Raw genomic sequence first — 4,544 nt, forward strand, 5'->3', positions numbered from 1 at the left:
AGCGCGGATCGGATGCCAAGCGCAACCTGCGCGAGGCCCTGAGCGATTGGGACAGCAAGGACCTCAAGCTTGAAACAAGCCGCCATTATCCGCCCTATTGGCAAGGCCTGCACGTCACCGCCCACGAGGTCTTTGCCCGGCTTCTGCGCGGGCTGCATGAGGATGATATCGCCATTGACCTCGCCATCGACGAGGATCGCGATGCCACGCGCGCCTGTTTTGCGCTTGCCGATCACCCCGGCATTTTCTCGCGCCTTGCCGGTGCCCTTGCACTTGTCGGCGCCAATGTGGTCGATGCCCGCACTTATACATCCAAGGACGGCTTTGCCACGGCGGTGTTCTGGATTCAGGATGCCGATGGCCACCCGTTTGAATCAGACCGCCTGCCGCGCCTGCGCCAGATGATCCAAAAAACGCTCAAGGGCGAGGTGGTGCCGCGCGACGCGATCAAGGCACGCGACAAGCTCAAGAAACGCGAGCGCGCCTTCAAGGTGCCGACGCATATCACCTTTGATAATGACGGATCGGAAATCTACACGATCATCGAGGTCGATACCCGCGACCGTCCCGGCCTGCTTTATGATCTGACGCGCACGCTTGCCTCGGCCAACGTCTATATCGCCAGCGCGGTGATCGCGACCTTTGGCGAACAGGTGGTCGATACCTTCTACGTCAAGGATATGTTCGGACTCAAATTCCACTCCGAAGGTAAACGCCAGACGCTGGAACGAAAACTTCGCACCGCCATCGACGAAGGGGTCGAACGCGCCAGCGCGTGATCCCGCCCCGCCAAACAGGTCGCCCTGCAAAGCCGCAGGGTGGGTGAAACCCACGCTGCCCCCTCTCACGAAAAACCCCCGGCGAAGGATCTCGCCGGGGGTTTTTCGGTTTCAATTGTCGGGTCGGCTCAGGCCGTAAGCCCTTCAGGCTCATCAAGCCCGTTGGCGCGACAGCACGCCGTCACGGTATTGGCCAGCAGACAGGCAATGGTCATCGGCCCCACCCCGCCCGGAACCGGGGTAATCGCCCCGGCCACCTTGGACGCGCTCGGGAAATCGACATCGCCCACAAGGCGGCTCTTGCCCTCGCCCTTTTCAGGCGCGTCGATCCGGTTGATGCCCACGTCAATCACTGTTGCGCCCGGCTTGATCCAGTCGCCCGGCACCATCTCGGGGCGGCCCACTGCGGCGACAACGATATCCGCGCGGCGCACCACATCGGCGATGTTCTTGGTGCGGCTATGGGCGATCGTCACGGTACAGCTGTCGCCAAGCAACAGCTGCGCCATCGGCTTGCCAACGATATTGCTGCGTCCGATCACGACCGCATCCATTCCCGACAACGAGCCATGGTAATCACGCAGCATCATCAGACAGCCAAGCGGCGTGCAGGGCACCATGGATTTCTGCCCGGTGCTCAACAATCCCACGTTGGAAATGTGAAACCCGTCCACATCCTTGGCCGGATCAATCGAGTTGATCACAAGGTCTTCGTCCAGATGCTTTGGCAAAGGCAATTGCACAAGGATGCCATGCACCGCCGGATCACCGTTAAGCCGCTCGATCAGCGCCAGAAGATCGGCCTCGGATGTGTCCGCGTCAAGCTTGTGCTCAAAGGATTGCATGCCCACTTCGACGGTCTGCTTGCCCTTGGAGCGCACGTAAACCTGGCTAGCCGGATCTTCGCCCACAAGCACGACCGCAAGGCCGGGGACAATGTCGTGATCCGCCTTGAGCCGCGCCACATGGCCCGCCACCTTGTCCCGGATCGTGGCCGCAAAGGCCTTGCCGTCGATAATCTGCGCCGTCATCATATTTCCTTCTCGCGTGGTGGGTTACACCCGCCCTACATAGATTCCGCAGGGTGGGTATAACCCACGCGCCTTTGTCTTAGAACAGACCTTCGATCTGACCGTTATCGTTAAGCTGGATATTCTCCGCCGCCGGTTTGCTCGGCAAGCCCGGCATGGTCATGATCTCACCGCAGACAGCAACGATAAACCCTGCACCGGCGCTCAGGCGCACTTCGCGCACAGGCACAGAGTGCCCGGTCGGCGCACCGCGCACGCCTGGGTCAGTGGTAAAGGAATACTGCGTCTTGGCCATACAAATCGGCAGATTGCCATAGCCCTGCTCTTCCCAGGCCTTGAGCTGATCGCGGATTTTCTTGTCCGCAATCACCTCATCCGCGCGATAGATCCGCTTGGCGATGGTTTCCATCTTCTGGAAAAGCGGCATCTCGTCGGCGTAAAGCGGGGCAAAGTTGGCATTGCCCGCCTCGGCCACTTCGACCACCTTGCGTGCCAGCGGCTCCGACCCTTCCGAGCCGAGTTCCCAGTGGCGCGACAGAACCGCCTCGGCACCATGGCTGGCAACATATGCTTTCACCGCTTCCACTTCGGCATCGGTATCGGTGACGAAATGGTTGATCGCCACGACAACCGGCACACCAAAGGATTTGATGTTTTCGATGTGGCGGCCAAGGTTCGGACAGCCCGCCTTGACAGCTTCGACATTCTCGGCGCCAAGATCGGCCTTGGCCACGCCGCCGTTCATCTTCATCGCCCGCACGGTCGCGACCAGAACCACGCAATCCGGTGCAAGCCCGGCCTTGCGGCACTTGATGTTCATGAATTTCTCAGCGCCAAGATCGGCGCCAAAGCCGGCCTCGGTGACGACATAGTCGCTGATCTTGAGGGCGGTCGTCGTCGCGATCACCGAGTTACAGCCATGCGCGATATTGGCGAACGGGCCGCCATGCACGAAGGCCGGGTTGTTTTCCAGCGTCTGCACAAGGTTGGGCTGCATCGCATCCTTCAGAAGCACGGTCATTGCGCCCTGTGCCTTGATATCGCGGCAGTATACCGGCGAGCGGTCGCGGCGATAGGCCACGATCATGTCGCCAAGACGCTTTTCCAGATCCTTCAGGTTCAGCGAAAGGCACAGGATCGCCATGACCTCAGAGGCCACGGTGATGTCAAACCCGCCCTCGCGCGGGAAACCATTGGCCACACCGCCAAGCGAAACGTTGATCTGACGCAGCGCGCGGTCGTTCATGTCGACCACACGACGCCACACAACCCGGCGCACGTCGATATCCTGTTCGTTGCCCCAATAGATGTGGTTGTCGATCATCGCCGACAGCAGCGAGTGGGCAGATGTGATCGCGTGGAAGTCACCGGTAAAGTGCAGGTTCATGTCCTCCATCGGAACAACCTGCGCATAGCCGCCACCAGCAGCGCCACCCTTCATACCAAAATTTGGACCCAGCGACGCTTCGCGGATACAAACCATGGCGTTCTTGCCGATACGGTTCAAACCATCGCCCAGACCAACAGTCGTGGTTGTCTTGCCTTCACCGGCTGGCGTTGGGTTGATCGCAGTGACCAGGATCAGCTTGCCATCGGTCCGATCCTGAACCGAGTTGATGAAGGACTGGCTGACCTTGGCTTTGTCGTGGCCATAGGGCAGCAAGTCATCACGCGGAATGCCCAGCTTCTCACCAATCAATTGGATCGAACGCTTCTGCGCTTCCCGTGCAATCTCAATATCGCTCTTGTAGCTCATGTCCCTAGTCCCTGATCTTAGATGTTGAACTTTTTGCGGCATACAATTGCCGGCATGCGTCAAGCCATAGCCCTCCCTGCGTCCTTGTATCGCATGATTTCCGACATTTTCAGGACGCGAAACGGCGTCTCCACAGCTCAGGGCTGCGGATTCAAAGATGTATGTAGTCTGGCGGTATTTTTATGGCGCCCAGGGTCTCTGATCTGGAATAAAAAGTCGCAAGGCATCGCCAACAGCCAACCCACCTGGCCGTTCAACCCAGGCAGTGATTCCCCGCCGGTTCTTTGCCGCAGGTTTGAATTTTGGCCCAAATCCGGTGTGATCTTTTTCAATTTCCTTGGCCGGGAAAATGCAGGGACGGTTCTCTGTATCAACAACCACAGTGGTGCCATCAGGCCCCTGCAAACGCGAAGACGGCGGCACAAAGGTAAAATCAGGAATGCCGCGCACGACAATCGAAACACCTAGGTGTTCTGGGTAGACCCACTCCATTCCCATATCAGCAGCAATCAGCGCCAGTTCTTCCTCGGATAGGATGGTCAGCTGCCGAACATTGCGAATTTCAGTGCCCTGCGGATAGAGGTTCTTCACCCGCACACAGGACGCACGGTTTACCCCCGCATGCCGCGCACCTGCATCGCCATCAAAGCCAAGCTCCAGCCGCGAAACAGCATTGGCCCGCAATCCCCCGTCAGCAGGCACATGCCCAAGCCAAGTAATTTCACCTGTATACTCTGTTTCAATCATGGTCGGCATTGAATGCTTCGCTCCGTCTAACGGCTATATCGTCCCCGCCCAAATCAGGGCGGTCTTCAAGAAACGCCACTCTTGCACAAACGCATGGGATTAGCCGCATTCAATTTAGTGATACATGTCATCACTACACCCCATCACATTCGCCCCATGGCAACAAACACAAACCCACAGCTTCTTTTTGCCCCAAATACTCAAATCCGCCACTCACCACATCCACCGCCC

General features: G+C 58.5%; 3 protein-coding genes and 1 pseudogene. 1 reads left to right on the plus strand and 3 read right to left on the minus strand.

Annotation, left to right across the window (positions count from 1 at the left end; translation table 11 throughout):
• Positions 1-779: pseudogene (locus tag QZ522_RS17890) on the plus strand (ACT domain-containing protein); the annotation flags it as partial.
• A 128-nt stretch (positions 780-907) separates the two neighbouring features.
• On the opposite strand, the gene folD reads toward QZ522_RS17890, so the two are convergent.
• The 3 genes from folD to QZ522_RS17905 all read right to left on the minus strand — a co-directional run bounded on the left by folD (position 908) and on the right by QZ522_RS17905 (position 4,322).
• On the minus strand, positions 908-1,810 hold the full coding sequence (folD, locus tag QZ522_RS17895) for a bifunctional methylenetetrahydrofolate dehydrogenase/methenyltetrahydrofolate cyclohydrolase FolD (RefSeq protein WP_294614787.1): 903 nt from the start codon (positions 1,808-1,810) through the stop codon (positions 908-910).
• 79 nt (positions 1,811-1,889) lie between these two features.
• Positions 1,890-3,566: a formate--tetrahydrofolate ligase gene (locus tag QZ522_RS17900; protein ID WP_294614790.1), complete on the minus strand. Its 1,677-nt coding sequence runs from the start codon at positions 3,564-3,566 to the stop codon at positions 1,890-1,892.
• Between the two features lie 180 nt (positions 3,567-3,746).
• A complete protein-coding gene (locus tag QZ522_RS17905) occupies positions 3,747-4,322 on the minus strand; it encodes a sulfurase (RefSeq protein ID WP_294614792.1) in 576 nt (191 codons plus the stop codon).
• Positions 4,323-4,544: the final 222 nt, after the last annotated feature.

This window comes from uncultured Roseovarius sp. (assembly GCF_913054395.1).
Lineage (GTDB): Bacteria > Pseudomonadota > Alphaproteobacteria > Rhodobacterales > Rhodobacteraceae > Roseovarius.

What these genes read in the sequence shown, in the direction of transcription:
- folD (WP_294614787.1), bottom strand. Translation starts at nt 1,810, where the DNA reads ATGACGGCGCAGATTATCGACGGCAAGGCCTTTGCGGCCACGATCCGG.
- QZ522_RS17900 (WP_294614790.1), bottom strand. Translation starts at nt 3,566, where the DNA reads ATGAGCTACAAGAGCGATATTGAGATTGCACGGGAAGCGCAGAAGCGT.
- QZ522_RS17905 (WP_294614792.1), bottom strand. Translation starts at nt 4,322, where the DNA reads ATGCCGACCATGATTGAAACAGAGTATACAGGTGAAATTACTTGGCTT.